General features: G+C 67.5%; 19 protein-coding genes. 13 read left to right on the top strand and 6 right to left on the bottom strand.

Going from position 1 to position 22420, the window contains the following annotated elements:
* Positions 1-492 precede the first annotated feature (492 nt).
* On the bottom strand, positions 493-1104 hold the full coding sequence (locus tag N0B71_RS21145) for a Yip1 family protein (protein WP_259754718.1): 612 nt from the start codon (positions 1102-1104) through the stop codon (positions 493-495).
* 28 nt (positions 1105-1132) lie between these two features.
* Positions 1133-1489 (bottom strand): hypothetical protein, encoded by a 357-nt coding sequence (locus N0B71_RS21150; RefSeq protein ID WP_259754719.1) that lies wholly within the window; start codon positions 1487-1489, stop codon positions 1133-1135.
* Between the two features lie 424 nt (positions 1490-1913).
* On the opposite strand from N0B71_RS21150, the gene N0B71_RS21155 reads away from it, so the two are divergent.
* The 4 genes from N0B71_RS21155 to N0B71_RS21170 all read left to right on the top strand — a co-directional run bounded on the left by N0B71_RS21155 (position 1914) and on the right by N0B71_RS21170 (position 6340).
* Positions 1914-2132, top strand: a complete 219-nt coding sequence (locus N0B71_RS21155) for a PLD nuclease N-terminal domain-containing protein (protein WP_259754721.1) — start codon at positions 1914-1916, stop codon at positions 2130-2132.
* Between the two features lie 136 nt (positions 2133-2268).
* Complete coding sequence (locus tag N0B71_RS21160; RefSeq protein ID WP_259754722.1) at positions 2269-3816, top strand: AMP-binding protein; 1548 nt, start codon at positions 2269-2271, stop codon at positions 3814-3816.
* An 11-nt stretch (positions 3817-3827) separates the two neighbouring features.
* Entirely contained in the window at positions 3828-4997 is a 1170-nt protein-coding gene (locus tag N0B71_RS21165) for an acyl-CoA dehydrogenase family protein (RefSeq protein ID WP_259754723.1), read from the top strand.
* 56 nt (positions 4998-5053) lie between these two features.
* On the top strand, positions 5054-6340 hold the full coding sequence (locus tag N0B71_RS21170; protein WP_259754724.1) for an MFS transporter: 1287 nt from the start codon (positions 5054-5056) through the stop codon (positions 6338-6340).
* Positions 6341-6361: 21 nt separating this feature from the next.
* Here N0B71_RS21170 and N0B71_RS21175 read toward each other — a convergent pair whose 3' ends face one another.
* Positions 6362-7309, bottom strand: a complete 948-nt coding sequence (locus N0B71_RS21175; RefSeq protein ID WP_259759645.1) for a LysR family transcriptional regulator — start codon at positions 7307-7309, stop codon at positions 6362-6364.
* A 315-nt stretch (positions 7310-7624) separates the two neighbouring features.
* Between N0B71_RS21175 and N0B71_RS21180 the strand changes: the two genes are divergently transcribed.
* From N0B71_RS21180 to N0B71_RS21200, 5 genes are read left to right on the top strand one after another with little or no spacing between them, the layout of a single operon-like run.
* Entirely contained in the window at positions 7625-9454 is a 1830-nt protein-coding gene (locus N0B71_RS21180) for a DUF1302 domain-containing protein (protein WP_442964689.1), read from the top strand.
* A gap of 13 nt (positions 9455-9467) precedes the next feature.
* On the top strand, positions 9468-10820 hold the full coding sequence (locus tag N0B71_RS21185; RefSeq protein ID WP_259754727.1) for a DUF1329 domain-containing protein: 1353 nt from the start codon (positions 9468-9470) through the stop codon (positions 10818-10820).
* Positions 10821-10833: 13 nt separating this feature from the next.
* Entirely contained in the window at positions 10834-11199 is a 366-nt protein-coding gene (locus N0B71_RS21190; protein WP_259754728.1) for a YidH family protein, read from the top strand.
* A 10-nt stretch (positions 11200-11209) separates the two neighbouring features.
* Positions 11210-11527: a DUF202 domain-containing protein gene (locus N0B71_RS21195; RefSeq protein ID WP_259754729.1), complete on the top strand. Its 318-nt coding sequence runs from the start codon at positions 11210-11212 to the stop codon at positions 11525-11527.
* A gap of 2 nt (positions 11528-11529) precedes the next feature.
* Complete coding sequence (locus N0B71_RS21200; protein WP_259754730.1) at positions 11530-12426, top strand: LysR family transcriptional regulator; 897 nt, start codon at positions 11530-11532, stop codon at positions 12424-12426.
* Here the strand turns inward: N0B71_RS21200 and N0B71_RS21205 are convergent.
* Both N0B71_RS21205 and N0B71_RS21210 read right to left on the bottom strand, forming a co-directional pair.
* Positions 12423-13994, bottom strand: coding sequence for a sensor domain-containing diguanylate cyclase (locus N0B71_RS21205; protein ID WP_259754731.1), 1572 nt, complete (start codon positions 13992-13994; stop codon positions 12423-12425). The genes N0B71_RS21200 and N0B71_RS21205 overlap by 4 nt on opposite strands.
* A gap of 416 nt (positions 13995-14410) precedes the next feature.
* Complete coding sequence (locus N0B71_RS21210) at positions 14411-15862, bottom strand: sodium:solute symporter family protein (RefSeq protein WP_017520910.1); 1452 nt, start codon at positions 15860-15862, stop codon at positions 14411-14413.
* A 381-nt stretch (positions 15863-16243) separates the two neighbouring features.
* On the opposite strand from N0B71_RS21210, the gene N0B71_RS21215 reads away from it, so the two are divergent.
* From N0B71_RS21215 to N0B71_RS21225, 3 genes are all read left to right on the top strand, one after another.
* Positions 16244-16852: a DedA family protein gene (locus tag N0B71_RS21215; RefSeq protein WP_259754732.1), complete on the top strand. Its 609-nt coding sequence runs from the start codon at positions 16244-16246 to the stop codon at positions 16850-16852.
* Positions 16853-16919: 67 nt separating this feature from the next.
* Positions 16920-17801, top strand: coding sequence for a Dyp-type peroxidase (locus N0B71_RS21220; RefSeq protein WP_259754733.1), 882 nt, complete (start codon positions 16920-16922; stop codon positions 17799-17801).
* A 235-nt stretch (positions 17802-18036) separates the two neighbouring features.
* A complete protein-coding gene (locus N0B71_RS21225) occupies positions 18037-18450 on the top strand; it encodes a cupin domain-containing protein (protein ID WP_259754734.1) in 414 nt (137 codons plus the stop codon).
* A gap of 169 nt (positions 18451-18619) precedes the next feature.
* Here N0B71_RS21225 and N0B71_RS21230 read toward each other — a convergent pair whose 3' ends face one another.
* Positions 18620-19954 carry an MFS transporter gene (locus N0B71_RS21230; protein ID WP_259754735.1) on the bottom strand — a complete coding sequence of 445 codons (1335 nt, stop codon included), beginning with the start codon at positions 19952-19954 and terminating at the stop codon, positions 18620-18622.
* 540 nt (positions 19955-20494) lie between these two features.
* On the opposite strand from N0B71_RS21230, the gene quiC reads away from it, so the two are divergent.
* Positions 20495-22405 carry a 3-dehydroshikimate dehydratase QuiC gene (quiC, locus tag N0B71_RS21235; RefSeq protein ID WP_259754736.1) on the top strand — a complete coding sequence of 637 codons (1911 nt, stop codon included), beginning with the start codon at positions 20495-20497 and terminating at the stop codon, positions 22403-22405.
* Positions 22406-22420: the final 15 nt, after the last annotated feature.

Here is a 22420-nt window from a genome sequence, read left to right on the forward strand (position 1 = left end):
GGAACTTCGATTCCACTCGGCCTCCTGAACGGGGCGGTCGGAGTGTTCGGATGTTTTCCTGGAAGTCTTCAAAGCCAAAGCCGGGCCGTCGCGCAGTCGCTCTTCGTAGGGGCGAGGGGGGCGCCTAGTTCTTGCTCGCGAACCGCCCACACGGAACAGCGGACTTTGTCCGCCATCGCGTGCGCGGCACGCTCCTACAGGTGTGCTCCGGCGTGACGGGTTCGTAGGAGCGGACCTTGTCCGCGAAATCCGGTGAGGTGTACTCCGTAGCTCGGCAAGGCAGCCAACGTATCTCGCCCGTGCCGGAGTCGAGTGCGGCGCCAGCACGCTCTTCGAAGAGCCGCGCGGAACGCGACCTGTAGGAGCGGGCCATGCCCGCGATCCGTCGGCAGGGCCGACGGTCAGCACTGGTGACAGTCCTGTGAGCGTCTGGCGGTCTGATGGACTTCGCGGACAAGGTCCGCTCCTACGGGAGCCGGGATCCAGACCCGGCTATTCCTGCAGATATTCGCCCGACCCGTTCATCGCCTGGCCCCATAGCTCGAGGAAGCCGAACGCGGTGGTCAGCAGGACGAGGAAGCCGAAGCCCAGGATGCAGCCGGCGTAGAACACCGCGCTGCGCTGGGTGAGGCGCATGTAGATCGGCAGGCCGATGAACAGCAGCCAGGCGGAGTACGCCGTGGCCACGCCGGCGGCGAGGATCAGCAACCAGCGCGAGGGCAGCAGCGCGGCGACCCCGGCGAGCATCAGCGGCAGCGCCACGGCGGTGGAGAAGCCCATGCTGCGGTTGACGTTGGGGCGCACCTCGGTGCGGAACAGGACCCAGCGCGTCAGGTAGGCAATGATCACGATCCCGGCCACCAGGCCGACGTAGCACCAGAAGCTGAGCAACGCGCCGCTGGCCAGGCTCAGGTACTGGGTCTCGTCGTTGCCGGGCAGGCGCCAGCCCACCTGGGTGGTGCCGATGAACAGGCACACCGCGGGGATCAGCGGCATCAGCAGCCAGAACGGCAGGTAGGCGGCCGGATACTGGTCCGAGCTGTCGCGCAGCTCGCGCCAGGCCTGTTCGGGGTGGACGAAGAAGTGGGTCAGGGGGAAGGTCATGGCGTTCTCCTCGAGCCTCATGGAAAGATCAGCGGCGGTCCCGGTGCCCCGGACTCAGCCCCTCGGCTACCTCGCTCTCGATCAACGAGCCGGGGTCTTCGTTGCCCGGATCGTTGATCTGCGCGCGGGCCAGTTCGGGATCGTCGATCGCCGGGTCGAGGTCGCTCTGCGGCATCAGCCCCTCGCCGCGGTCACGGCGGTCGAGCAGCGGCAGCAATTGATCGTGGAATTCCTGCTGCTGGGCTTCCGACAGCGCGGCGAACCCGTGGTTGAGGATGTAGCGGGCGAGGATTTCCTCGCGGCTGTCCGCTTCCAGTACGCCGTCTTCGAGCAGCCGGCGAAGACCTTCCGAGCGTTCGACATCCTGATGATCATTCCAGCCCATCGTGTGCACCTCGCGATTCGGGTCGAGTGTGAGTGGCTCGGCACGAGCAGTGGCAGTGGGCGACGTCGTTCGCGGCGCCTATGGGGATGACCCGGGCAGGGCGCCGGGTGTTCGACGCCAGGGACGAACGGTTGCGCCATGCGATGGCGGCGCTCCCGTAGGAGCGGACCTTGTCCGCGAAATCCACCCGGCGGGTGCGTGCTGCCGGGTGATGCCGGGCGGGGCGCCGGCCTTGCCGGCGGATCGCGGGCGTGGCCCGCTCCTACAGGTGGCATGGCGCGGGCTCGCCGCATAATTCATCCGGCGGGTGGGTGATGCCGGGCGGGGTACACCTTCATCGCGCGGAATGAACCTTGGGCGTGGATTGTGGCCAGCCCAAGGACACGGGCGTGCTTCGCCCGAAGCCGAAGAGGAGACCTCGCCAATGTCCACGTTCGCCCTTGCCTCGTGGTTCTGGATCGCCGTGGCGATCATCATCGTGCTGCTGGACCTGTGGGCCATCGTCAGCATTTTTCGCAGCGACAAGGACGTGAATGCCAAGGCCCTGTGGTCGTTGCTGATCGTCATCTTCCCGGTGGTCGGGCTGGCCATCTGGGGTGTCGCCGGGCCGCGCGGGGTGGCCCAGGAACCGCCGGTGGACTGAGCGCCAGCGCCACCCCGCAGGACCCATCGCATTCCGGCATGGCCGGCATCGCCCTATGGTATTGGCCGGTTGCCGCGCACGGCTCTTAGCATCTCGTTCGTCACTTTCATCAGCAGCCTGACAACGAGAACAACAAGTGGACCTGGGAAAAATCCTGCGCCGCAGTGCGCTTTACTGGCCTGACCGCGAAGCCGTGGTCGACTCCCGCCTACGCCTCACCTTCGCCCAGCTCGAACGCCGCACCAACCGCCTGGCCTCCGGCCTGCTGGCGCTGGGGCTGGAGCAGGGCGCCCACGTGGCGATCCTGGCGCTCAACCGCGTCGAACTGGTGGAGGCGGAAGTCGCGCTCTACAAGAACGCCATGGTCAAGGTGCCGATCAATGCGCGCCTGGCCGCCGACGAAGTCATCAGTGTGCTGAAGGATTCGCGCAGCCAGGCGGTGATCGCCGATGCCGCCTTCGGCGCGCTGATCAACCAGCGCCGCGGTGAGCTGCCGGACCTCAGGCTGATCGTCCCGCTGGCCGACGAGGGCGCCGACGTGCCCTACGCCCAGGTGCTCGAACGCGGCAGCGAGGCGCACATCAGCTGCGACCCGGCGGACGACGCCCTGGCCGTGCTGCACTACACCTCCGGCAGTTCCGGCGTGCTCAAGGCCGCCATGCTCAGCGTCGGCAACCGCAAGGCGCTGGTGCGCAAGAGTATCGCAAGCCCGACCGGGCGGTCCGGGCCGGGCGACGTGATGGCCCACGTCGGCCCGATCACCCATGCCAGCGGCATGCAGATCATGCCGCTGCTCGCCGCCGGCGCGTGCAACCTGCTGGTGGAGCGCTACGACGACCGCCTGCTGCTGGAAACCATCCAGCGCGAGCGCGTCACCCGGCTGTTCCTGGTGCCGGCGATGATCAACCGCCTGGTGAACTTCCCCGGCGTGGAAAGCTACGACCTGAGCAGCCTGCGCCTGGTGATGTACGGCGCCGCGCCCATGGCGCCGGCGCTGGTGCGCCGCGCCATGCAGGTGTTCGGACCGATCCTCGCCCAGGGCTACGGCGCCGGCGAGACCTGCTCGCTGGTCACCGTGCTCACCGAGCAGGACCACATCGCCGCGCTGGACGATCCCAGGCGCCTGGCCTCCTGCGGGCGCTGCTATTTCGACACCGACCTGCGGGTGGTCAACGAGGACTTCGAGGATGTGAAGCCCGGCGAGATCGGCGAGATCGTCGTGCGCGGGCCGGACATCATGCAGGGCTACTGGCAGGCGCCGGAGCTGACCGCCGAGGTCATGCGCGACGGCTATTACCTCACCGGCGACCTCGCCACGGTGGACGAGCACGGCTACGTGTTCATCGTCGACCGCAAGAAGGAAATGATCATTTCCGGCGGCTTCAACATCTACCCCACCGAGGTCGAACAGGTGCTCTACAGCCTGCCGGAAGTCTTCGAGGCGGCGGTGGTCGGCGTGCCCGACGAGCAGTGGGGCGAGGCGGTCAAGGCGGTGGTGGTGCTCAAGCCCGGCATGCAGCTGGACGAGGCGCGGATCATCGAGCTGTGCGCTGCGCAGCTGGCCGGCTTCAAGAAGCCGCGCAGCGTGGACTTCGTCCGCGAGCTGCCGAAGAACCCCAACGGCAAGGTCGTGCGCCGCCTGGTGCGCGAACCCTATTGGCAGCACCAGGAACGGCGGATCTGAGGAGCACGACCATGCAAGCGATTCAACCCAGCGCCAAGGCGCAGGCGATCATCGACGACCTGCGCGGCTTCATCCGCGAGGAACTGTTGCCGCTGGAGCAGCGCGAGGGCATCCGCTTCGGCGAGAAGCACCCGCGCGAACTGCTGCGCAACCTGTGGCGGCGCTCCTGCGAGCGCGGCTTCTACAACATCATGCTGCCCGAGGAACTGGGCGGCGCGGGCCTGGGCATCGCCGACCTGTGCGCGGTGAAGGAAGCCGCCGCCAGCAGCGGCGCGGTGCTGGCCGCCCATGTGCTGGGCGAGCTGAGCGGCCCGCCGCGCATCGGCCACCTGTTCCGCGTCGCCAGCGACGAGCAGGTCGAACACTTCCTGCGCCCGGTGTGCCGCGCCGAGAAGGCCGTGTGCTTCGCCCTGACCGAGGCCGAGGCCGGCTCCGACGCGACGGCGATCAAGACCAGCGCACGCCGGGAAGGTGACCACTATGTGCTCGATGGCGCCAAGCGCTACATCTCCGGCGCGCCCTACGCGGATTTCGCCGTGCTGCTGGCGGTGACCGGGCCGGGCAAGGGCGCCGAGGGCATCTCGGCGTTCTTCGTCGACCTCGCCGCGCCCGGCGCGCAGGTGGTCTCCGACTACCAGGCGATGTCCGGCCCCGGCACCCACGGCGACATCCTCCTCGACGGGGTGAAGGTGCCGGTGGCGCACCGCATCGGCGAGGAGGGCAAGGGCTTCAAGCTGGCCATGGGGCGTATCACCCTTAACCGTCTGCTGCACTGCGCAACCATGCTCGGCATGGCCGAACTGGCGCTCAACCTGTCGGTGGATTACGCCCGCACGCGGGTGCAGTTCGGCCGGCCGATCGCCATGTTCCAGGCGGTCAGCCACATGATCGCCGACATGGCCACCGAGCTGTACGCCGCGCGCAGCATGATGTACGCCACGGCGGCCAGCTACGACGCCGGCGGCGACATCCGCACGCAGTCGTCGATGTGCAAGGTGTTCAGTTCCGAAACCGCCTTCCGCATCGCCGACCGCGCGGTGCAGGTGCACGGCGGCGCCGGCCTGATCAACGGGCATCCGGTGGAGTGGCTGTTCCGCGCGACCCGTATGATGCGCATCCTCACCGGGACCAGCGAAATCCAGCGCAACACCATCGCCAAGGGCATCCTCATGCCCGATTGATCGGGTGCCCGACCGCGCGAGCGCAGCACCCGACAAGAACAAGAGAGATAAGCGACATGCACAATTTCGATGCCCGACACAACGCCTATCAGCCCCGCCGCGCCTGGACGGTCGCCTTCCTGCTGGCGGCCATGATGCTGGTGAACTTCCTCGACAAGGTGGTGACCGGCCTGGTGGCGGTGCCGATGATGAAGGAGCTGAACCTGACCCCGGCCGAGTTCGGCCTGGTCGGCGGCAGCCTGCACTGGCTGTTCTCCATCTCCGCGGTGGTCGGCGGCTTCCTCGCCAACCGCCGCTCCACCCGCTGGCTGTTGCTGGGCATGGGCGCCTTCTGGGCGCTGGTGCAGTTGCCGATGCTCTATGCCACCTCGCTGTGGACGCTGGTGGCCTGCCGGGTGCTGCTGGGCGTGGGCGAGGGACCGGCCTCGCCGGTGGCCACCCACGCGCTGTACAAGTGGTTCCCCGACGAGCGCCGCAGCCTGCCGGTGGCGCTGCTGCATTCGGGCAGTGCCATGGGGCTGCTGATCGCCGGGCTGATGATCCCGTGGATCAGCACCCACTACGGCTGGCGCAGCAACTTTGCAGTGCTGGCGATCTTCGGCGCCATCTGGTGCGTGGCCTGGTTCTTCTTCGGCCAGGAGGGGCGGCTGGGTGAAAGCCCGCGCGGCCACGGCGGCGGCGAGCGCCTGCCGTACCGCCGCCTGCTGGGCGACAGCACGGTGCTGGCCAACTATTTCTGCCACTTCGCCGCCAACTGGTCGCTGGCGCTGACCCTGACCTGGGTGCCGGCCTACCTGGAAAGCGGCCTGGGCATGAGCGCGCTGAATGCCGGACGGCTGTTCGGCCTGTTCGTGCTGGTGACCATGCCGCTCAGCCTGTTCATGGCGTGGCTGTCGCAACGCCTGCTGCGAGCCGGGGTGAGCTCGCGGGTGGCGCGCGGCGTGTTCGTCTCGGCCTGCCTGCTGGCCAGTGGCGTGCTCTCCATCAGCCTGCTGGCGGACCTGCCGGTGGCGCTGCGCATGACCTACATGACCCTCAGCGGCGGCCTGGCGCTGGTGATGTACTCGGTGGGCCCGGCAATGCTCGCCGAGGTCACGCCCACCGCCCAGCGCGGCAGCGTTCTCGCCATCGGCAACGCCTTCGCCTCGCTGGCGGGGTTGAGCGCGCCCATCGTCACCGGTTTCCTGGTGCAGCGCTCGGGCGGGCTGGACGGCGCCGGCTATGCCCACGGCTTCGCGGTCAGCGGCGTGCTGCTGGTGGTGGCGGGGCTGGTCGGCCTGGCCTGGATGCGCCCGCAGCGCTCGCGGGCGCAGCTCTCGGGCGAGATGGCCGGCGCCCATTGATCGGCGGTGCCGAAGCGGCGGTCAATCCGCGAGATTGACCGCCGGCAGGGGCGGGCGCTCGATCAGCTCGCCCTTCCACATGCCGTTGCGCACCACCTCCACCAGCAGCTCGCGCACCAGGTCGTGCACGCAGGACGCGGCGAAGCTCAGCGGCTTGTGCGCCGAGTGGGCGATGGAAATGGTGCGTTCGATCTGCGGCTCGACGATGCGCCGCGCCAGGGACTGCGAACCCACCTCGATGGGCGGCCAGTTGCTGATGGAAGCCGCCAGCCCGCTGACCACCAGGCCGGTGATGCCATAGGCGGACTGCTGCTCGTACTTCACGTCGAGTTCCAGCCCGGCCGCCATGGCCGCCTGTTCGATGCGCCGGCGCAGGTGCATGCCCCGTGGCGGCATCACCAGCGGCCGGCTGAGCGCCTCGGCCAGGGTGATGGTGTCGCCCGTGCTGGCCAGCGGCATCTGACCGACCCAGTAGAGCTGCTCGACGAAGATCGGCTCGGCGATCACGCCTTCGAGTTCCTCGGCATTGGGCACGATGCCGAAATCCACCTTGCCCAGTTCGATGGCTTCGCCGCCTTCCTTGCTCAGGCCGTCGCGCACCACCAGGTCGATGCCGGCGAACTTCTCCTGCACGCGCTGGATGATCGCCGGCAGCAGCAGGGCAGAGGTGGTCACCGGGATCGCCACCGACACCCGCCCGCGTGGGTCGCCACGGCTGGACACCAGTTCGTCCTTCACCGAATCGATCTTCTGCACCACCGAACGGGCCACCTCGTACAGGCGCCGGCCGGCGTCGGTGAGGTCGATGCCGTCGTGCTGGCGCAGCAGCAATTGCACTTCCAGTTCGCTCTCCAGCATGCCGATCTGCCGGCTCAGCGCCGGCTGGGCGATATAGGCCTTGCGGGCAGCGGCGGAGAAGCTGCCGGCCTCGGCGATGGCGATCAGGTAACGCAACTGCTTGAGGGTCATCGTCGTGCCTTGTCCGGCCATGCCGGATTGTTATGGGGCCCATCTGAAGACGATATTTGTTCGTCGGCAGAGGGCTATTTAGTATCGAGCCATCCCCGTAAATCAAGGGTCGGTAACGATAAGCCAACAATCTGCAAAGTGTTCTGAAAGTTCATCCGAAGAATAATTCTTCGAATCAAAATATCCAGCTAATTCAATAGCCTGTGCTCGATAGCTCATGTTGCCTCATGTGCTTTCGAGGTGGGTCTTGTATTGCCTGAAGATCGCTCGAAAAGAATAAAGAGGATAAGAGTGATGACGCCGAAAGTTCGCATCATGGTGCGAGGCTCATGGCTATTGGTCGCAACTTGCACCTGCCATTCTGCCTGGGGTTACAACTTCGAAATCGGAGAAGTCCAGGGCCAGCTCGACTCCGCGCTGTCGCTGGGCGCCAGCCTGTCCACCCACAACCCGGAGCAGCGCCTGATGCGCAGCGCGTCCGGCGATGACGGCCGTCGCAACTACCGCGCCGGCGACGTGTTCTCGAAGATCTTCAAGGGCCGCCACGACCTGGAACTGAAGTACAACGACAGCGGCGTGTTCCTGCGCGGCAGCTACTGGTACGACTACGCCCTGCGCGACGAGGGCCAGCGCTTCAAGGACGTGGAGGACGCCGGCCGCAGCAACGCCAACAAGTCCGCCGGCTTCGAACTGCTGGACGCCTTCGTCTACCACAACTTCCAGATCGCCGATGAGCCGGGCTCGGTGCGCCTGGGCAAGCAGGTGGTGAACTGGGGCGAGAGCACCTTCATCCAGGGCGGCCTGAACGTGGTCAACCCGACCAACCTGTCGGCCATCCGCCGGCCGGGTTCGGAGGTGAAGGACGCGCTGGTGCCGGTGAACCTGTTCTACGTCACCCAGAACCTCAGCGAGAACCTCTCGGCGGACTTCTTCTACCAGCTGGACTGGGAACAGACCAACCTGGACAACTGCGGGACCTTCTTCTCCGGCAACGACTACATCCCCGAAGGCTGCTCGGGCCTGGACGTGGGCCGCAACCTGCGGGGCAACGCCGCCGCCGTGCGCGCGCTGTCGCCCTTCGGCGTGGACCTGACCAGCGAGGGCATCCGCCTGCAGCGCGGCGCTGACCAGGACGCCCGCAACAGCGGCCAGTGGGGCCTGTCGCTGCACTGGTTCGTGCCAAGCCTGGACACCGAGTTCGGCGCCTACGCCGCCAACTACCACAGCCGGCTGCCCTACACCGGCTCGGTCAGCAGCCCCTACCTGACCAACACCAGCTTCGTGCCACAACTGTGCGGCAACCTCGGGCTGTCCGGCGCGGCGTGCAATGGCCTGATGAACAGCAGCGCCGGCAAGACGCTGACCGACGCGCTGCGCATGGGCACCTCCAGCTACTTCGTCGAGTACCCCGAGGACATCCGCCTGTACGGCCTGACCTTCGCCACCACGCTGTCCAGCGGTACCGCGCTGCAGGGCGAGATCAGCTACCGGCCGAACCTGCCGCTGCAGTTCAACGGCCCGGACCTGATCCAGTCCGGCCTGGGCGATCCGTCACGCACCCCGCTGTATGACGCCGGCGTGGTGGCCTATGCCGACAGCCACGCCACCGATGGCTACCGCCGCAAGGAAGTGACCCAGGCGCAGATGACCGCCACCCAGACCGTCAGCCAGGTCATGGGCGCCGACCAGCTGGTGCTGGTGGGCGAGGTGGGCGCCACCTTCGTTGGCGGCCTGGAGGGCAACGGCGGCCCACGCTACGGGCGCAACAGCACGTTCGGGTCCGGCGAGCTGGCCAACAACGCGGTGTGCATCGCCAACTCGGCGACGCCGGAGAACTGCAACAACGACGGCTTCGTCACGTCCTTCTCCTGGGGCTACCGCGCCCGGGCGATCTGGAGCTACGCCAACGCCATCGCCGGCATCGACCTCAAGCCCGGCCTCTCCTGGTCCCACGACGTGAAGGGCTACGCCCCGGCGGAGGTCTCGGGCTTCAACGAGGGTTCCAAGGCGGTCGGCGTTTCGCTGGATGCGGACTTCAACAGCACCTACACCGCCGGCATTTCCTACACCAACTACTTCGATGGCGACTACGGCACCCGCGGCGACCGCGATTTCGTCTCGCTGTCGGTCGGCATCAACTTCTGACGGAGCCTGCCCCTTGAAACGCATCTACTGCCTGTTCTCCGCCATCCTCCTGGCCCACGGCGCGCATGCCGCCGTATCGGCCGGGGAGGCCGCCACGCTGCAAGACAGCCTGACTCCCCTGGGCGCCGAGCGCGCTGCCAGCGCCGACGGCAAGGTGCCCGCCTGGCAGGGCGGGCTGTCCGGCGACGGCCTGAAGATCCAGGGCAACGGCACGCCGGCCGACCCCTACGCCAGCGAGCAGCCGCTGTTCACCATCGATTCGAGCAACTACCAGCAGTACCAGGCCAACCTCACCGCCGGGCAGATCGCACTGCTCAAGCGCTACCCCGGCCAGTACAAGCTGCCGGTCTACCCCAGCCACCGCAGCGTCGGCGTCTCGGCGCAGGTGAAGGCGTGGGTGGCGCAGAACGCCACGGGCGCGAAGTTGGTCAACGATGGCAACGGCATCGAGGGCTTCCACGGCGCGGTGGCCTTCCCGATTCCGCACAACGGCCTGGAAGCCATCTGGAACCACATCACCCGCTATCGCGGCGGCAGCCTGCTGTCGATCAACGACAGCGCGGCACCCCAGGCCGGCGGCGACTACGTGATCACCACCACCGAGCAGCGTTTCACCATGGCCGACCAGGTGAGCAACTACGAGCCGGGCAAGGTGGACAACATGCTGTTCTACTACAGCCACCGCATTACCGCGCCGTCGCGCCAGGTGGGCGAGGTGGTGCTGGTGCACGAGACGCTGGACCAGGTGAAGCAGCCGCGCCTGTCCTGGGTTTACAGCTCCGGCCAGCGCCGCGTGCGCCGCGCCCCGGACAACGCCTACGACGCCGCCGGGCCGACCACCGCCGGCCTGCGCACCGCCGACAGCCGCGACATGTACAACGGCGCGCCCGACCGCTACGACTGGAAGCTGATCGGCAAGAAGGAGCTGTACATCCCCTACAACAGCTACCGCCTGGCCTCGCCGAGCCTCAAGTACGCGGACTTCCTCAAGCCCGGCGTGATCGACGCCGCGCCGACCCGCTACGAGCTGCACCGCGTGTGGGAAGTGGAAGCGACGCTCAAGCCCGGCGCGCGGCACATCTACTCCAAGCGTCGCTTCTACCTCGACGAGGACAGCTGGACGGTGGTGGAGAACGACCAGTACGACAGCCGCGGCGAGCTCTGGCGGGTCGGCGAGAACCACACCTTCTACCGCCCGGACGCCCAGGTGCTGCTGTCCGCCGCCCAGGTGTTCTATGACCTGCAGGCCGGCCGCTACATCGCCTCGAACATGAGCAACGAGCAGCCGCGCGGCTACGACTTCGGCTTCCGCGCCACCACCTCGGACTACTCGCCCGGCGCCCTGCGCGGGCTGGGCATCCGCTGATGGGCGCGCGCCGATGAGCAGCGGCCGCAGCCGCCTGGCTGAGCGCCTGCTGGGCGGCGGCCAGGAGCCGGACCCGCGCTTCACCCTGGCCAACGAGCGCACCTTCCTGGCCTGGATTCGCACCGCCATGGCGTTGCTGGCCGGTGCCATCGCCGTGGATGCCTTTGCCGAGCCGGCGCTGCTACCCGCGGCGCGGACCTTTCTTGCCGTGGTGCTGGCTGGCCTCGGTCTGCTCACCGCGGGCGCGGCCGGCTGCCGCTGGCTGACCGTGGAGCGCGCGCTGCGCCATGGCCGGCCGCTGCCGGTGCCGCTGCTGGTGCCGGTGCTGGCGCTGGCCTGCGTGGTGCTGGCCGCCGGGCTGATCGGCTATCCGCGATGAGCCGCCGACCATGAGCGATGGCGGCTTGCAGGCCGAGCGCACCACCCTGGCCTGGACCCGAACCCTGCTGGTGCTGCTGGTGCTGGCGGCGCTGGTGCTGCGGCGGATCGGCGAGCTGTCGGCCCTGGCTCTGGTCCCCGCGGCGCTGCTGGTGGGGTGCGCGCTGGTCTGCCTGGTCGGGCAGGGTGGCCATTATCGCCGCAGCTGCCGCGCCCTGGCCGGCTCCAGCCGGGGCGGCAACGGTCGCGCGGTGGCCTGCCTGTGCCTGGCGCTGATGCTCACGGCGGGCCTGCTGCTCGGCCTGGTCCTGTGGCGCGACGCGGGTTGACCATGCACGACCTGTACGACCTCGATCTCAACCTGCTGCTGGTGTTCGACGCCATCTACCAGCAGCGCAGCATCACCCGTGCGGCGCGGCTGCTGGGCCTGAGCCAGCCGGCGGTGAGCAATGCCCTGAGCCGCCTGCGCAGGCACTGCGGCGATCCGCTGTTCATCAAGAGCCACCTGGGCGTGACGCCCACCGCGGCCGCGCATCGCCTGGCCGACCATGTGCGCCTGGCCTTCGAGAGCCTGCGCGAGGGCTGGCGCCAGGTGCCGGGGCGCGAGCCGGCCAGGGCCGAGCTGCGGGTCAGCTGCATCGACTGCCTGCAACCGCTGTTCCTCGACACGGCGCTGGCGCGCCTGGGTGAGGACTGGCGGGTGAGCTTCTACCAGCCGCAGCGCCGCGTCGCCTTCGACGAACTGCGCGGCGGCCAGCTGGATATTCTGCTGGATATCGAGCAGGTGGTGCCGTTCGGCTATGGCATCGAGCGCATGGCGGTCCCGGTTGACCGCTACGTCTTCGCCCACGGCGCGGCGCTGGCGCAGCCACCGGACACCCTGGCCGACTACCTGCGCCAGCCGCAGATCCAGGTTTCGGCGCGGCGCGGCGGCCTCTGCCCGGTGGACCTGCAGCTGGGCCTGCGCGGGTTGCGCCGGAACATCGCCTGCCGCGTGCAGAGTGCGCTGGCCGCGCGGCTGATGCTGGACCACCATCCGCTCGGGCTGACCGTGCCCGCGCGCATGGCCAGCCTGCTGGGCCTGAGCAGCCGGCCGTTGCCGCTGGAGGAAGAGGTGCCGTTCGCCGCGGCCATCTACATCGCGCCGGGGCTGGGCGATGCCGGCAGGGTTGCCGGCCTGGCCCGCGCCCTGGCGGCGCGGCTGGCGACGCTGGACGCGCCGGCCTAGCCGATATCGCTGCTGACCACGCGGTTGCGGCCGTTCTGCTTGGCGCTGTAGAGGCGTTTGTCGGCGAGCTTGAGCACCGCCTCGGGGGTCACCGCCTGCGGCCCCACCTCGGCGACGCCGATGGACAGGGTCAACAGGCCCACCTGCGGAATCGGGGTCGTCTCCAGCGTGGCGCGGATGCGCTCGGCGATGGCCGTGGCGGTGTCCAGCGAGGTCTGCGGCAGCAGCAGGACGAATTCCTCGCCACCGGCGCGGCAGGCCAGGTCGCCGGCGCGGGAGGAGTCGCGCAGCACCGCGGCGATCCTGCGCAGGGCCTCGTCGCCGGCGTCGTGGCCCCAGGTGTCGTTGACCCGCTTGAAGTGGTCGATGTCCGCGGCCAGCACCGAATAGGTCACGCCGGATTGCTCCAGCGCCTCCAGCGCCACCCCCAGCGCACGGCGGTTGGCCAGGCCGGTCAGCGCGTCGCTCTGCGCCTCCAGGCTCAGTTGGCCGAGCTTCTGCTGCATCAGGCCGACGCCGGTGAGCAACGCCTTGCGGATCGCCGCCGCCTCGCGGTACCAGGTGTTGATGTCCTGCAGCTCGCGCGGGGTTTCCGGGTCCGACAGCTGCTCGGCGCTCTGCGCCAGTTGCCGCAGCGGGCGGGTGATCAGCAGGGTGCCGGCCCAGATCGCCAGCACACCGAGCAGGCTGGCCGGGATCAGGCCGAGGAACATGTCCTTCATCAGCAGGTGCAGCGGCGACAGGCTGAGGTCGCGCGGCTGCTGGGCGACCACCGCCCAGTTGGCGTCGGGCACCGGGGCGAAGCCGGCGAGCATCGGCACGCCCTGGTAGTTGGTCACTTCCAGGGCGCCGCTCTCGCCGCGCAGGGCGGCTTCGATCGTGGTGCTGTGCTTGACGATCTCGCCGACCCGCTGGCGATCGGGGTGGTGCAGCAGCCGGCGGTTGGCGTCGGCGACGAAGGCGAAGGTGCCTTCCTGCTGGAAGTGGCTGCCGATGATGCTGTGCAGCACGCTGGGCTTGAGGATGTACACCGAGCCGCCGACCAGGCCCAGGTATTCGCCGCTGGGGCTGGTGATCGGCTGTGAAATCAGCACCACCAGGTTGCCGGCGATGGATTCGTAGGCCTGGCTGATGGTCGGTTGCTTGCGGCGCAGGGCATCCTGCACGGCTTCCGAGCGCAGCGTGGTGCCGACGATCTGCAGCGAGTCGGGGTAGGCCTGCAGCACCTTGCCACTGGCGTCGGCAACGATGATGGAGTTGAAGAAGGTGTCCTGCGCCTGCAGGCGCATCGCCTCGGCGTGCAGCACGGGCGCTTCGTGGAAATGGTTGGCGAGTATCCCGGCGCTGTAGGCCAGGTTGCGCCGCGCCGAGCCGAGGAATTCATGGATGCTTTGCGCCACCTTGGCGGCATAGGCGCGATTGGCTTCCAGGGTGGAGTGGATCAGTGCGCTGCGTTGCACGTTGTAGGCGACCACCAGGCTGTTGCCCAGGGTCGCCAGCGCGGCGAGCAGCACGAAGACCAGTATCAGCATCCGCAGGGTCAGCGGTTTGCGGCTCCAGCGCTTCATGGGCCGGCCTGTGGGGTGGGGCGTGTTCGCGGTGTCGGGGTCTGAGCCATGTAAGCGCCGGCGCTGGTGAAAGACGTGCAGCCTACCCGCCAATGCGTGACGGGGCGAGGTTGAGGATAGGCAGGCTTGCGGCGATCGTCACATCGACGGGACGAAACCGCCGTCGTTCCCGCCGGCGCTGTTCCTCCCCGGGCTGCTGCAGAGCGCGTTTGCCGGCCGGCAGTGCGCCCGCACACAGGGCGAGGGGCCAACCTGCAGGAGCGAGCTTGCTCGCGAACGAGGCTGCCGGACGCTCCGATGCCGGGCGGTTCGCGAGCAAGCTCGCTCCTACGAAAAGCCTCCGCGCACGGCATGCATGTAATCGCCCACAAAAAAGCCCCGCACCAGGCGGGGCTTCTCGTGTGTCGCTCGGGCGATCAGTTGCCGGCGGCGGCTGCCATTTCCGACACGCTCTCGCCGCGGTGGGCGCTGAACTGCGGAGCCAGGGAGCCGACGATCATGCCGATGGCGCTGCAGATCAGGCCGACCAGCTGCGGCGGCCAGAAATCGCCTTCCTGGTAGCCCAGCTCCAGCGACACCCAGCCGATCAGGCCGCAGGCGATGGCGGTCAGGGCGCCCTGGGTGGTGGCGCGCTTCCAGAACAGGCCGAAGAACAGCGGCACCACGGCGGCAACCAGGGTCACCTTGTAGGCGTTGCCGACCATCTCGTAGATGCTGGCGTTGGAGAACAGCGCGAACACGCAGGTGGCGACGGTCATCGCCAGCACGCTGCAACGCATGGCCAGCAGGGCCTGGCGGTCGTTCATGTTGGGCAGGAAGTGCTTGACGATGTTCTCGGTCAGGGTCACCGACGGGGCCAGCAGGGCGCCCGAGGCGGAGGACATGATGGCCGAGAGCAGGGCGCCGAAGAACATGATCTGGGCGAACAGCGGGGTGCGTTCCAGGATCAGGTGCGGCAGGATCTGCTGGGAGTCCTCGGCCAGCCAGTGCTTGACCATCTCCGGCTCGATCATCGAGGCGGCGTAGATCAGGAAGATCGGCAGCATGCAGAAGACCAGGTAGCAGCAGGCACCGGTCATGGTGGCGCGCTGGGCGATCTTCTCGGTCTTGGCCGACATCACGCGGGCATACACGTCCTGCTGCGGGATGGAGCCGAACATCATGGTCACCGCGGCGCCGATGAAGGCGACGATGTCCTTGGCCGAAGTGCCGTGCAGGAAGGTGAACTTGCCTTCGCTGGCGGCGTGGCTGATCACGTTGACCGGGCCGCCGGCCATGTCGCCGATCAGCCAGACCAGGTAGAACAGGCCGCAGACGATGATGATCATCTGCAGGAAGTCGGTCAGCGCCACGGACCACATGCCGCCGAACAGGGTGTGCAGCAGGACGATGATGGTGCCGATGATCATGCCCTGGGTGGTGGTCAGGCCACCGTCGGAGAGCACGCTGAAGACCACGCCCAGCGCGGTGATCTGCGCGGCGACCCAGCCCATGTAGGAAATGATGATCACCAGGCTGGTGAAGATTTCCACGTGCTGGCCGAAGCGCTTGCGGAAGAAGTCACCGATGGTGAGCAGGTTGAGGCGGTACAGCGGGCGGGCGAAGACAACGCCGACCAGCATCAGGCAGCCGAAGGAGCCGAAGGGGTCTTCGATGATCCCGGCGAAGCCTTCTTCGAGGAAGGTGGCGGGAATGCCCAGCACGGCTTCGGAGCCGAACCAGGTGGCGAACACCATGGTCACGACGAGGGGGAAGGACATGCTCCGGCCGGCGGCGGCATAGTCCGAGGAGTTGTGCACGCGGGTGGTGGCGTAGAAACCGACAGCTACGGTGATCACCAGATACACCGCTACAAACCAGATCAGCATTTGTTCGTTCCGTTGGCTCGCCGGGAACCGCACCCTCGAGACGAAACTCGGGCAGGTGGGCCACGACTGACAAAGTTGTTTTTGTTGGGTTGCGCGGCCAAGGTCGTCCGGTGCACCAGGCAGGGGAGCCGGAAAAACGTAACCAGTTGCGACAACGGGCCGCAGTCTGCCAAATCCGTCAAATATGTCAAACACTTGAATCGCTCATGAGCGAAAAAAATTACATCTCAAGACGAATGGAGTAGGTAAAAGACTGATTTGATTGGTTGCTAACGAATCTGACTGACTGGTTAGTCGTTTATTTTTTACAGCCTCTGTTCGATAAGCAGAACGCTTGTCAAGCCGCTAGGCTCTTGGCTTCGGCCCCATTCAAGGAACTGCATGTTCGAGCACATTCCACTGGCGCAACTGCTGGCCAGCTACGGCTATCCGGTGCTGTTCGTCGGCTGCCTGCTGGAGGGCGAATCGATGCTCCTGCTGGCGGGTATCGCCGCCCACCAGGGGCTGCTGGGCTTCGTCCCGGTGGTGTTCTGGGCCACCGTGGCCGGCACCCTGGGCGACCAGCTACTGTTCTGGAGCGGGCGGCGCGCCGGCGCGCGGGCGGTGCCCTGGCTGCAACGGCGCGGGTTGGCTGTCGAGCGGGTCACCGGGTTGATCGAGCGCTATCCGCACCTGTCGATCTTCGCCGTGCGCTTTCTCTATGGCATGCGCCTGGCGGGGCCGCTGCTGATCGGCGCCAGCCGGGTAGGGCCGCTGCGCTTCCTGCTGACCAACCTGCTGGGCGCGTTCTGCTGGGCGCTGCTGTTCGCCAGCGCCGGCTACTGGGCCGGGCAGTTGCTCGAACAATGGCTGGGCAACCTGCGGCCCTACCGGTTGCCGGTGTTCGTCACGGTATTGCTGCTGTCCGCGGGGCTGGCGGTGTGGCGGTATGCGCGGCACCGGCGCAAGCGCAAGGCCGGCACCTCCCCGAACGGATCGCCAAGTCCTTGATACAGGGCGGTTTTGCTTCGCGCGCGGGACGATTAGAATCGCCGCTCTTTCGTTCAAGGACGCTGTCATGAGCCTCTACCAGCCCGGCATTCTCGCCACTCCGGTTCCCGCCCACGCCCGCCATCTGTTCTTCGATCTGAAGTCGCTGCAGGACCTGCCCGCCGCGCTGGATCGGCTGATGCAGTTCGCCGACGGCGAGCGCGCGGTGGTCGGTTTCGGCGAGTCGCTGGTGCGTGCGCTGGGCCGCCGCATCGAGGGGCTGCGGGAGTTCCCGGCGATGTCCGGCGTGGGCGTCGACAACCCGTCCACTCCCCACGCGCTGTGGGTGTGGTTGCGCGGTGACGAGCGCGGCGAGTTGCTGTTGCGTACCCAGGAAGTGCAGGCCCTGCTGGCGCCGGCGCTGGAGCTGAACAGCCTGACCGAGGCCTTCCGCCACGGCAGCGGCCACGACCTGACCGGCTATGAGGACGGCACCGAGAACCCGCACGATGAGGACGCCGTGAAGGCGGCCATCGTCGCCGAGGGCGCAGGCCTTGCCGGCGGCAGCTTCGCCGCGATCCAGCAATGGCGCCACCAGTTGCAGGACTTCGCGGCGCTGCCGCAGCACGAACGCGACGACATCATGGGCCGTCGCCTGAGCGACAACGAAGAGCTGGACGACGCGCCGGAGTCCGCCCACGTCAAGCGCACCGCCCAGGAGAGCTTCGCCCCGGAAGCCTTCATCGTGCGCCGCTCGATGCCCTGGGCCCAGGGCCAGGACGCCGGGCTGATGTTCCTCGCCTTCGGCTGCACCCTGGACGCCTTCGAAGTGCAGCTGCGCCGCATGAGCGGGCTGGAGGACGGCATCACCGATGCGCTGTACCGCTTCAGCCGGCCGCTGACCGGCGGTTACTACTGGTGCCCGCCGCGCAAGGATGGGCTGCTGGACCTGAGCGCGCTGCTGGGCTGATTCGGCTGCTGCACCTGGAAGCCCCGCCATCGTGCGGGGCTTTTTTGTGGCCGCTGCGCGCTGGTTCGCGAGCAAGCTCGCTCCTACAGGAAGCTCTTCGTAGGAGCGAGCTTGCTCGCGAACTGCACAGCACCGCCGCGCCAATGGCACCCCGATCTTCCGTCGAATTGGCTGTTGGCCCTCACCGCCACCGGGCGTAGCGTGGACCCATCTTCCTTCTGCCGAGAACGCCGCCATGCCCGCCACCACTTCTCTGAAATGCCTCTTCGCCGGCTTCGGCCTGGCCCTGAGCCTGCCACTCTTCGCCCACGATGCCACCCAGGAACAGGTCGAGGTCCAGCAGGAGCAGAAACTCCCCGACGCGGCGGGCAAGAAGGGCTTGATGGTCACCGTCTCCTATGCGCCCGGCCAGTCCTCCGGCGCCCACGTGCACAGCGGTTCGGTGTTCGCCTACGTGCTCGAAGGCGCGGTGATCTCGCAGTTGGAGGGGCAGAAGCCGGTGACCTACCGCGCCGGCCAGTCCTGGTACGAGGCGCCGAACACGCCGCACCTGGTGTCGCGCAATGCCAGCAACGACAAGCCCGCCAAGCTGCTGGTGTGGCTGCTGCTGGATGAAAAGGCGCCGGTGCTGACCCCACTGAAGCAATGAGCGCAAAACAAAGAACCCCGCCGATTGGCGGGGTTCTGTAACAGGGCCCTGACAGGGGCGTAGGGCGTATGACGCGTCAGCGTTATCCGCCAAGAAGGTTCCGGCGGATAACCTGTTCCAGGTTATGCGCCCTACGCCTGCCAAATGTGACTTCGGCGCAGATCGGACCTCAGTCCGGCGCGCCGGGCACCTTGCGCGGGGCCATGAAGAACATCCAGGTCAGCGCCAGGAAGTACATGGTGGGGATGATGGTGAACAGCACCGCATAGTTGTTGTGGGTGACGGTGAGGATGTAGCCGACGATCTGGGTCATGAACATGCCGCCAATCGCCGCGCACATGCCGCCGAAGCCGAACACCGTGCTCATCATGTGCTTGGGCGTGTAGTCCATCACCAGGCTCCAGATGTTCGCCGTCCAGGCCTGGTGCGCGCCCACGCCCAGGGCGATGGCGCCCACGGCGATCCACAGGCCGCTGGCCTTGGCGGCGAAGACCACGCCGATGATCGAGCAGGCGCAGATGAACATGGAGAGCAGGCGCGCATTGATCGCCTTCATGCCGCGGCCGATCAGCCAGGACGAGAGAATCCCGCCGCCGATGCTGCCGAAGTCCGCGGTCAGCCAGATCAGCATCAGCGGGATGCCCATCTGGGTCACGCTGATGCCCAGGCCGTACTGCTGGTTGAGGAAGGGCGGCAGCCAGTAGAGGTAGAACCAGAACACCGGCGCGGTCAGCGAAAGGGCTACGGCGAACGCCCAGGTGCCGCGCATGCGCAGGATGGCGGAAAAGGGCACGCGCTCGGCCGGCGGCTCGGCGGCTTCCTGGATGTAGTCCAGCTCGCTCTGTTTCACCGTCGGGTGGTCTTCGGGGTTGAAGTACTTCAGGCTCCACAGCACCACCCAGACGAAGCCCAGCGCGCTCATGCACAGGAACGCCGCCTGCCAGCCCCAGGCCGCGAGGATCAGCGGCAATAGGGCGGGGGTGAGCATGGCGCCGACGTTGGTGCCGGCGTTGAAGATGCCGGTGGCCATGGCGCGCTCCCCGGCGGGGAACCACAGGCGCGTGGTTTTCACGCAGGCCGGGTAGTTGGCGGCTTCGGTCAGGCCGAGGATGAAGCGGCAGACCATGAAGCCGGCCGCCGAGCTGGCCAGGCCGTGGGCGCCAGTGGCGAAGCTCCACAGCAGCACGGCGAAGAAGAACGCGCGCTTGACGCCGATGCGGTCGATCAGCCGGCCCTGCAGCACGAAGCCGATGGCATAGCCGACCTGGAACCAGAAGTTGATGTTGGCGTAGTCCATGGCCGTCCAGGCCATCTGCTGCGCGAGCAACGGTTGCATCACGCCCAGGGCGGCGCGGTCGATGTAGTTCAGGGTGGTGGCGAAGAACACCAGGGCAAGCATGCCCCAGCGCACCTTGCCGACGGCCATGGCGCCACGCACCTTGCCGAAGAAGGAAGAACCGTGCGGGGCGACCGCGGCGAGGGGAGCGGATTGCGTTTGGATCATGATCGGGGCCATCCGTTATCGGGCTGACGCGCAGCCTCAGGAATTATTGTCGTGCCGCAGGCGTTGCGCATGCGCCCCCGCCAGTCGGCGTGGGCATCGCAAAGACGTGCGGTGGCTGGCGAAAATCAGTGCGCGCGAGGGCGCCCGAGCAGCGAGCAGAGGCCTGGCATGCGGCGGGCCAGGAGGGTTTGCCGGTGGGGAAGGGCGGCGGCAAGGCGAGGCTGAGGTACGTACATGAGCATTTACCCGTTCTTGAAATTGTTATGGATGACACGCAGGCCATCTCGCAGCGGCTTTGCGTACTTCCCCAGGTGGAGGCAGGTGCCTGGGGAGCAGCCGGATTGCGTCGACGTGGCTAAATCTTGAGCAGCCGCCGAAACAGCGTCAATTCGATAAACGGCCTTTGGTTCGGTAATCGAACACAAAACTAACCAGTTAGTACACTTTAAATTGCCCGCGACCCGGACCGCCAGAATAATCAGACTCAGCCGGAAACCGATTCCAACAAGCCCCTCAGCACATCCGGCGGGAGTCAACGCAATGCATCGTTCGATCGCCACCGTCTCCTTGAGCGGAACCCTGCCGGACAAACTCGAAGCCATCGCCGCCGCCGGTTTCGACGGCGTGGAAATCTTCGAGAACGATCTTCTTTACTACGGCGGCAGCCCCCGCGACGTGCGTCGGCTCTGTGAAGACCTGGGGCTGGCGATCACCCTGTTCCAGCCGTTCCGCGACTTCGAGGGCTGCCGCCGCGACCGCCTGCCGCGCAACCTCGACCGCCTGGAGCGCAAGTTCGACCTGATGCAGGAGCTGGGCACCGACCTGGTGCTGATGTGCAGCAACGTTGCCGCCGACTCCCTGGGCGAGCGCGAATTCCTCCTCGAAGACCTCGGGCTGGCCGCCGAGCGCGCCGGCGCCCGCGGCCTGCGCGTGGGCTACGAAGCCCTGGCCTGGGGCCGCCACGTGAACACCTGGCAGCAGGTCTGGGACCTGGTGCGCGAGGTGGATCATCCGGCGCTGGGGGTGATTCTCGACAGCTTCCACACCCTCTCGCTGAAGGGCGACCCGGCCGGCATCGCGCAGATTCCGGGGGAGAAGATCTTCTTCGTGCAGATGGCCGATGCGCCGATCCTGGCGATGGACGTCCTGGAGTGGAGCCGGCACTTCCGCAACTTCCCCGGCCAGGGCGAGTTCGACCTGGCGGGCTTCCTCGCGCCGATCCTGAAGAGCGGTTACCGCGGCCCGCTGTCGCTGGAAATCTTCAACGACGGCTTCCGCGCCGCGCCGCCACGCGCCAACGCCGCCGATGGCCTGCGCTCGCTGCTCTACCTCGAGGAGAAGACGCGCGCCCGGCTGGAAAGCGAAGGCACGCCGAAGGAGCAGCTCGACTGCCTGTTCGCGCCGCCGCCGGCCAGCCAGCTGGACGGGGTGGAATTCCTCGAATTCGCCGTCGATGAAGCCCTTGGCGCGCGCCTGGGCAATTGGCTGGAACGTCTGGGCTTCGCCCGCGCCGGCGAGCACCGCTCCAAGGCGGTGAGCCTGCTGCGCCAGGGCGACATCAATATCGTGCTCAATGCCGAGCCTTACTCCTTCGGCCACAGCTTCTTCGAGGCCCACGGCCCGTCCCTGTGCGCCACCGCCTTGCGCGTGCGTGACGCCGCCGGTGCCCTGCAGCGCGCGCAGGACTACAAGGGCCAGCCATATCGCGGGCTGGTCGGGCCGAACGAGCGGGAGATTCCCGCCGTGCGCGCCCCGGACGGCAGCCTGATCTACCTGGTGGAGGAGCGCGCCGCCGGGCAGACCATCTATGACATCGACTTCCGCCTCGACCCCGCGGCGAAGCCGACCGGCCAGCTGCAGCGCATCGACCACATGGCCATGGCGCTGCCGGCGGACGGGCTGGACAGCTGGGTGCTGTTCTACAAGGGCCTGTTCGATTTCGAGGCCGACGACGAGGTGGTGCTGCCCGACCCCTACGGCCTGGTGAAGAGCCGCGCCCTGCGCAGCGCCAACGGCAGCGTGCGGCTGCCGCTGAACATCTCGGAGAACCGCAACACCGCCATCTCCCATGCGTTGTCCAGCTACCGCGGCTCCGGCGTGCACCACATCGCCTTCGCCTGCGAGGACATCTTCGCCGAGGTGGCGCGGGCCAAGGATGCCGGCGTGCCGCTGCTGGAAATCCCGCTCAACTATTACGACGACCTCGCCGCGCGCTTCGACTTCGACGACGAGTTCCTCAGCGAGCTGGCCTACTACAACGTGCTCTACGACCGCGACGCCAGCGGCGGCGAGCTGTTCCACGTGTACACCGAGCCGTTCGAAGGGCGCTTCTTCTTCGAGATCATCCAGCGCCGCGGCGGCTATGCCGGCTACGGTGCGGCCAACGTGGCGGTGCGTCTGGCAGCCATGGCCCAGGCGCGCAACGGCACGACGCGGCGGCCCAAGGTCTAGCCCCGCCGCGCTTTG

The organism is Pseudomonas sp. GCEP-101 (assembly GCF_025133575.1).
Classification (GTDB): Bacteria; Pseudomonadota; Gammaproteobacteria; order Pseudomonadales; family Pseudomonadaceae; genus Pseudomonas; species Pseudomonas nitroreducens_B.

Bases quoted from the DNA above. Each gene is read 5' to 3' on its own strand.
- N0B71_RS21175 (WP_259759645.1), bottom strand. From the start codon at position 7,309: ATGACCCTCAAGCAGTTGCGTTACCTGATCGCCATCGCCGAGGCCGGC.
- N0B71_RS21200 (WP_259754730.1), top strand. From the start codon at position 11,530: ATGCACGACCTGTACGACCTCGATCTCAACCTGCTGCTGGTGTTCGAC.
- N0B71_RS21205 (WP_259754731.1), bottom strand. From the start codon at position 13,994: ATGAAGCGCTGGAGCCGCAAACCGCTGACCCTGCGGATGCTGATACTG.
- N0B71_RS21150 (WP_259754719.1), bottom strand. From the start codon at position 1,489: ATGGGCTGGAATGATCATCAGGATGTCGAACGCTCGGAAGGTCTTCGC.
- N0B71_RS21170 (WP_259754724.1), top strand. From the start codon at position 5,054: ATGCACAATTTCGATGCCCGACACAACGCCTATCAGCCCCGCCGCGCC.
- N0B71_RS21210 (WP_017520910.1), bottom strand. From the start codon at position 15,862: ATGCTGATCTGGTTTGTAGCGGTGTATCTGGTGATCACCGTAGCTGTC.
- N0B71_RS21145 (WP_259754718.1), bottom strand. From the start codon at position 1,104: ATGACCTTCCCCCTGACCCACTTCTTCGTCCACCCCGAACAGGCCTGG.
- N0B71_RS21155 (WP_259754721.1), top strand. From the start codon at position 1,914: ATGTCCACGTTCGCCCTTGCCTCGTGGTTCTGGATCGCCGTGGCGATC.
- quiC (WP_259754736.1), top strand. From the start codon at position 20,495: ATGCATCGTTCGATCGCCACCGTCTCCTTGAGCGGAACCCTGCCGGAC.
- N0B71_RS21220 (WP_259754733.1), top strand. From the start codon at position 16,920: ATGAGCCTCTACCAGCCCGGCATTCTCGCCACTCCGGTTCCCGCCCAC.
- N0B71_RS21165 (WP_259754723.1), top strand. From the start codon at position 3,828: ATGCAAGCGATTCAACCCAGCGCCAAGGCGCAGGCGATCATCGACGAC.
- N0B71_RS21190 (WP_259754728.1), top strand. From the start codon at position 10,834: ATGAGCAGCGGCCGCAGCCGCCTGGCTGAGCGCCTGCTGGGCGGCGGC.
- N0B71_RS21225 (WP_259754734.1), top strand. From the start codon at position 18,037: ATGCCCGCCACCACTTCTCTGAAATGCCTCTTCGCCGGCTTCGGCCTG.
- N0B71_RS21230 (WP_259754735.1), bottom strand. From the start codon at position 19,954: ATGATCCAAACGCAATCCGCTCCCCTCGCCGCGGTCGCCCCGCACGGT.
- N0B71_RS21180 (WP_442964689.1), top strand. From the start codon at position 7,625: ATGGTGCGAGGCTCATGGCTATTGGTCGCAACTTGCACCTGCCATTCT.
- N0B71_RS21215 (WP_259754732.1), top strand. From the start codon at position 16,244: ATGTTCGAGCACATTCCACTGGCGCAACTGCTGGCCAGCTACGGCTAT.
- N0B71_RS21195 (WP_259754729.1), top strand. From the start codon at position 11,210: ATGAGCGATGGCGGCTTGCAGGCCGAGCGCACCACCCTGGCCTGGACC.